A 6132-nucleotide genomic window follows, 5' to 3' on the forward strand; every position below is an offset into this window, starting at 1 on the left:
AACTTTACTATAAAATATATCCCTTTCGGAACTAAATCCGAAAGGGGTATATTTTATTGGCTTATTTAGGGTTGTTCACCCAAATATCATAATAATATATTTAATACTTCAAACTATTTATGTTTGAGCAGATTCATAAGATTCTTGCCGTACTCATTTTTAAGCATAGGTTTTGCAACCTCTATAAGTTTTTCGTCATCTATCCATCCCTGGTGGTATGCAATAGCCTCAAGGCAAGCGACCTTTAATCCTTGTCTCTTCTCGATAACCTCGATAAATGTTGAAGCCTCACTCAGTGAGTCGTGTGTACCTGTATCCAACCATGCAAATCCTCTTCCCAACAGCTGTACCTTAAGCTCATTGTCAGCAAGGAAATCCTGATTTACAGTAGTAATCTCGAGTTCACCACGTGGAGATGGCTTTATTGATTTGGCTACATCAACAACCTTATTTGGGTAAAAATAGAGTCCTACAACTGCATAATTTGACTTAGGGTGTTCAGGTTTCTCCTCTATACTCAAGACATTCCCTTTCTCATCAAACTCAGCAACACCATATCTTTCAGGATCACTTACGTGGTATCCGAAAATGACAGCCTTCTTCTCCTCTTCCACAGTACGCACTGCTTCAGTCAACATTCTGGTAAAGCTCTGTCCATAGAATATATTATCACCAAGAACCAGACATGCAGAGTCATCACCAATAAACTCCTCACCGATGATAAAAGCCTGTGCCAGTCCGTCGGGAGATGGTTGTTCTGCATATTCAAACTTAACACCGAAATCTGACCCGTCGCCAAGAAGACGCTTGAATCCGGGCAAATCATATGGAGTAGAAATAATAAGAATCTCACGGATACCGGCAAGCATAAGAACTGATATAGGATAATATATCATAGGCTTGTCGAAAATAGGCAGTAACTGTTTACTTACCCCCTTTGTGATAGGGTATAGGCGTGTGCCTGATCCCCCGGCCAATACAATTCCTTTCATGGTTTATATTTTCTGTTATTTGTTATATATGAATGGGCTCTCTATATCACTCAACTTATTATGATGCCTGTCTTTTTCAGAGAGAATGACTTTGTCACCAGGTATTCTCCAATCAATTCCCAACTTCTCATCATCCCATGCTATTGCTCCTTCACTCTTTGGGGCGTAGAAGTTATCACACTTGTACTGAAAAATAACCTCCTCGCTAAGTACGCTGAATCCATGAGCAAATCCTTGAGGAATAAAAAACTGAAGATGGTTCTCTTCTGTGAGCTCAACAGCTACATGTTCTCCATATGTAGGAGAGCCTTTGCGTATATCAACTGCCACATCAAGTACCGAACCTTTAATAACTCTTACAAGTTTGCTTTGAGTATATGGAGGAAGTTGGAAGTGTAATCCTCGTAGCACTCCATATGAAGATTTACTCTCATTGTCCTGTACAAAAGTTATAGGTGCCACCTTCTCGTTGAACTCTCTCTGCGAAAATGATTCAAAAAAGTAGCCCCTTTCATCGGTGAAAAGGCGTGGTTTGATTATAACTACACCATCTATTTTAGTATTTATTATTTCCATTAATCTCTCTGTTTTTTTTACAAAAATATAAATAAATGATAAATCATATTATTTACTGCCTGTGATTGATGCAAATACCTTTAAGATACCATTCGTACAGACGGTGAATACCTTCGTCAATCTCTATCTTGTGACTCCATCCAAGTCTGTGCAGCTTAGAGACATCTGTAAGCTTTCTCAATGTGCCGTCTGGTTTTGATGAATCCCATAGAAGTTCGCCTTTGAAGTCAATCTCTTTCATAATCTTCTCGGCAACCTCTTTAATGGATAGCTCTTTACCTGTTCCTACGTTGATATGGCAGTTGCGTATTTCTGTAATTCCATCTGCATTCTTTATGTTGGAATCGTATGTATCTTTGAAATTTACATTCAGCAGTACATGTACGCTGGCGTCAGCCATCTCTTCACTCCATAGGAACTCACGCATAGGTTTGCCTGATCCCCATAATGTTACTGCCTGAGGAGTTATACCATAATGAGCAAGGACATAAAGTATGTCACTCTCACTGGAAGTCTCATCTACAACACTCTTAACTCCACTCTCAGTCACACTTACAGGACGTAATCCTATATCCTTGCGCACTGCATCCCATCTGTTCTCGTTGAGACATTTTGCAAGATATATTTTTCTTATCATAGCTGGTAGAACGTGGCTGTTCTCCAGATGGAAGTTATCATTTGGACCATAAAGATTTGTAGGCATGACAGCGATATAGTTCGTTCCATACTGAATGTTGAAACTCTCGCACATCTTCAAACCTGCAATCTTTGCTATAGCATAAGGTTCGTTGGTATATTCCAGCTGACTTGTAAGCAGTGACTCCTCTTTCATTGGCTGTTCGGCATCACGAGGATAGATGCAGGTGCTTCCTAAGAAGAGAAGCTTTTTTACATCATGTCTGAAGCTCTCGCCTATAACATTTTGCTGAATCTGTAGGTTCTGATAAATGAAGTCGGCACGGTATTGCAAGTTGGCCATTATGCCGCCTACATGTGCAGCAGCAAGGACCACTGCATCAGGTTTCTCAATGTCGAAAAATGTTTTTACTGCAGCTGCATCAAGTAGGTCAAGTTCCTTATGACCTTTACCTACAAGATTAGTATAACCTCTTGCAATGAGGTTATTCCAAATAGCAGAACCCACTAGCCCGTGGTGTCCTGCTACAAATATTTTTGAATTCTTATCTAACATTGTTAATCCTCATCCAACTGTGCCTTGATATGCAGTTTCTTAACGAATCTCATATCATTCTGTACCATTATCTTAACAAGTTCCTCAAAAGAAGTCTTTCTTGGGTTCCATCCCAATAATGTTCTGGCTTTTGTTGGATCACCAAGTAGTTGCTCTACCTCAGAAGGACGGAAATATTTAGGATCAACTTCGACAAGTACTCTACCTGTTGCTTTGTCTGTACCTTTCTCGTCAACACCTTCACCGCTCCATTCAAGTTCTATGCCAACTTCACGGAATGCCAATGTTGCAAATTCTCTTACGGTGTGGTATTCACCGGTTGCTATTACAAAGTCTTCAGGAATATCGTGTTGTAGGATAAGCCACATACACTCAACATAATCCTTAGCATATCCCCAGTCTCTGAGTGAGTTCAAGTTGCCTAGGTATAACTTGTCCTGGAATCCCTGAGCAATTCTGGCTGCAGCAAGAGTAATCTTTCTTGTAACGAAGGTTTCACCTCTTCTCTCACTTTCGTGGTTGAACAGGATACCGTTCACTGCAAACATGCCGTAGCTCTCGCGGTAGTTCTTTGTTATCCAGAATCCATACTGTTTTGCAACGCCGTATGGAGAGCGTGGATAGAATGGGGTAGTCTCCTTCTGTGGAACCTCCTGTACTAAACCGAATAGTTCGGATGTTGAAGCCTGGTATATCTTAGTCTTCTTTTCCATACCGAGAATTCTTACAGCTTCAAGCATTCTTAGTGTACCTATAGCATCTGCCTCGGCAGTATATTCAGGAACATCAAAAGATACTTTTACGTGACTTTGTGCAGCAAGGTTATATATTTCATCAGGTTTTGTCTCCTGGATAATTCTTATCAAAGAACTTGAGTCTGTCATATCTCCATAGTGTAGATTGACCAGTCTCTCTTTTTTCATGTCTCTAACCCACTCGTCAAGATATAGATGCTCAATTCTTCCAGTGTTGAATGATGATGAACGACGAAGTATTCCATGCACCTCATATCCTTTGTTTATTAGGAATTCAGCTAGGAATGAACCATCTTGTCCGGTAATTCCAGAGATTAGTGCAACTTTTTTCTTTTCCATATTATTGTTTTGCATTAGTTTAGAATTTTGTAAAAGACAACGTACAGTCTTTACTCTTAATAATAAGTTTACTGTGATTCATTTTTTCTATATTGAATTCTGTAGGAGTCTCTAAAATGCCGAACTGCTTAAGGCACTCTGCATTCTTTTCCTCACCAGATGAGTCCTTGAATTTGTCGACTTTTATTGTATTGTCATTTTTGTTCATAAGGCCAATATAACTACAAGAGTTATTCCCTTTATTGGTGACCTGTATGCAATCCAGTTCAAAAGAAAAAAAGATTCTCTCGGGAGATGTCGTAGTACCATCGCTCCACTCCATGGATGTCATCTTCCACATACCATCTAAGTCACCATTAATAGGAACTTTACTGCAAGAAATAACTAAAAACATAGTTATTATGAAGAGAAAGAGTATTCTTTTCATTTTCTTTTGTTACAATTGAAATTTAAATTACCAACTTTTGTAATTGTCAGCATACCACCGAAATTATCTCCGGTGACTTCACCCTTATCATAAGCTGCAGAAGCCGTGAAAGTCCAACCTTTCATTGATGATGGAGAGTATGATACCTCCAGCATGCTGTTAAGCTGTTTTTCACACTTGTCGTAAGGATTTTCGTATGTCCCGTAGTTGTTAGTCAACGTTATCATAGCCCTATATTTGATGCATGATAGTGGTGTTCCGCTAACTGCGATATGATATCCGGTTATTCTGTTATTAAGGAATGATATCGTATTATTGTTGTATATTGGAGATGTAAGCAGAGGATTACCTAACCCCATGCCATGATGTTGCCAAGCAAGATAAATTCCATTATTATAATAATCATCTTTTCCTGTTATTTTTGTAGGAACACCGCTCCAACCCTCATTTTGCATACTTGCTGTTTGGCGTTTTGTAGCTAGGTATTCAACCAGAAATTCATCTATCCAACCTTTTTTTTCTCTCTTTACGCTTATACCAACAAGTCCGTCTTTCCAAGCACCATATTCAAATATCATACCGCTTCCATCTTCGAACATATGCTGAAAATATGTCTTGATGAGATAATCATTGAACTTGAACTTCAGTGCAAAGTTCCAGCTGCCGATATGATTTCCTAATGCATTCAACTGTTCTCCCTTAAGAGATTTATCTCCTCCACTACCACAGAAAAGTACACGAACGTGATCAGAGAATGAGTGTGGCATTTTATCTACCGGACTAGCATCGCCCTTTCTCCATCTCTCACCACCAAACTGTACTCCATGATTTACTCCCATCTCTAATTCAACTGGGAACTTATCCATCCTACCAATTTTCAGGAAAGCTTCCTTCCTATGTATGAGCACATTATTTGTATAGTATGATCCCTTATTAACGAAACTCCTCTGCCAGTCATTGTCAGCAAACCAGCCGAACGAGACGTATCCCTTTATCTTTACCCAATTGTTTGTTTTAGGTATAGAGGTATAATTCTTTAAACCAATTTTTATTCTGGGAATAGGTCGTGTATTTATTCCTTCTATGAGGTCACCCGAAGAGAGACTTGGGTTTATAAGGTATGGTTCCTCTTCTTTACTACCTATTGATAGGAAAAGTCTCTTGTATGAAATGTCGGCATAAGCTGCTGGATTACGAAGTCAGAATTTGTATTATGCATTGCTGCAACCTCCAATCCTGTTTCAAGCTTCCAATTATTATTAAAAGATTTTGTATATGTGGCTCCTGCTTTTAATACTCCCCAATTATTCTTGATTGATGAAAGACCATATCTGTTTGATGTTAACCAAAAGGGACTATAATCCCCGTCAGATAGAACAACACTTGATTCCACCTTATATGATATGCCTTGAAACTCATTAGAATAAGCAGGTATAGATATTAAGGATATTAAAAATATCAGTAACCTTCTATGTCTGAACATAAACAAAGTTTTTTTATTATGTTATATCAGTTATAACGACTCATATTTACATGAGAGACTACAATATTACATAATGTTAATTAAATTTACTACAATCATTAAAATGAAATAAGTTATTTTATATCTCATTTTACATTCATGGTAGATTAATTACTTTATCTTGCAAAGTTAATGTTTTTATTAACATATCTTCAGAATTTCATAAAATGTATTCCATTAAATACTCTTTTTTTATTTTTTAATACCTCTTTACATAAAAATAGTCCAATTGAACGGTAATATTATCAATACATTCCTAACTGAGAGATGTACAACAGAAGGAATTAAAACAGATTTTTAATTTATAATTATGCAATTCTTAACCAAAT

Annotated in this window: 7 protein-coding genes; all 7 read right to left on the reverse strand. The window is 37.9% G+C overall.

The genetic code is table 11. The features are described 5' to 3' along the window. Nucleotides 1-113 precede the first annotated feature (113 nt). The 7 genes from rfbA to JCM15092_RS16495 are packed head-to-tail and all read right to left on the reverse strand — an operon-like array spanning nucleotide 114 to nucleotide 5764. Nucleotides 114-992, reverse strand: coding sequence for a glucose-1-phosphate thymidylyltransferase RfbA (rfbA, locus tag JCM15092_RS03800; RefSeq protein ID WP_024993505.1), 879 nt, complete (start codon nucleotides 990-992; stop codon nucleotides 114-116). Nucleotides 993-1007: 15 nt separating this feature from the next. After that, a complete protein-coding gene (rfbC, locus tag JCM15092_RS03805; protein WP_024993506.1) occupies nucleotides 1008-1568 on the reverse strand; it encodes a dTDP-4-dehydrorhamnose 3,5-epimerase in 561 nt (186 codons plus the stop codon). Nucleotides 1569-1620: 52 nt separating this feature from the next. Next, nucleotides 1621-2760, reverse strand: coding sequence for a GDP-L-fucose synthase family protein (locus JCM15092_RS03810; RefSeq protein ID WP_024993507.1), 1140 nt, complete (start codon nucleotides 2758-2760; stop codon nucleotides 1621-1623). A 2-nt stretch (nucleotides 2761-2762) separates the two neighbouring features. After that, nucleotides 2763-3854, reverse strand: coding sequence for a GDP-mannose 4,6-dehydratase (gene gmd, locus JCM15092_RS03815; RefSeq protein WP_024993508.1), 1092 nt, complete (start codon nucleotides 3852-3854; stop codon nucleotides 2763-2765). Nucleotides 3855-3873: 19 nt separating this feature from the next. Continuing rightward, nucleotides 3874-4281, reverse strand: a complete 408-nt coding sequence (locus JCM15092_RS03820) for a lipocalin-like domain-containing protein (protein ID WP_024993509.1) — start codon at nucleotides 4279-4281, stop codon at nucleotides 3874-3876. Further along, a complete protein-coding gene (locus JCM15092_RS16490; RefSeq protein ID WP_369384643.1) occupies nucleotides 4278-5453 on the reverse strand; it encodes a capsule assembly Wzi family protein in 1176 nt (391 codons plus the stop codon). The genes JCM15092_RS03820 and JCM15092_RS16490 overlap by 4 nt, the downstream gene beginning before the upstream one ends. Next, nucleotides 5423-5764 (reverse strand): hypothetical protein, encoded by a 342-nt coding sequence (locus JCM15092_RS16495; RefSeq protein ID WP_051532476.1) that lies wholly within the window; start codon nucleotides 5762-5764, stop codon nucleotides 5423-5425. Before JCM15092_RS16495 ends, JCM15092_RS16490 begins: the two co-directional genes overlap by 31 nt. Nucleotides 5765-6132: the final 368 nt, after the last annotated feature.

Origin of the sequence: Phocaeicola paurosaccharolyticus JCM 15092 (assembly GCF_000613805.1) — a bacterium.
Classification (GTDB): domain Bacteria; phylum Bacteroidota; class Bacteroidia; order Bacteroidales; family Bacteroidaceae; genus Phocaeicola; species Phocaeicola paurosaccharolyticus.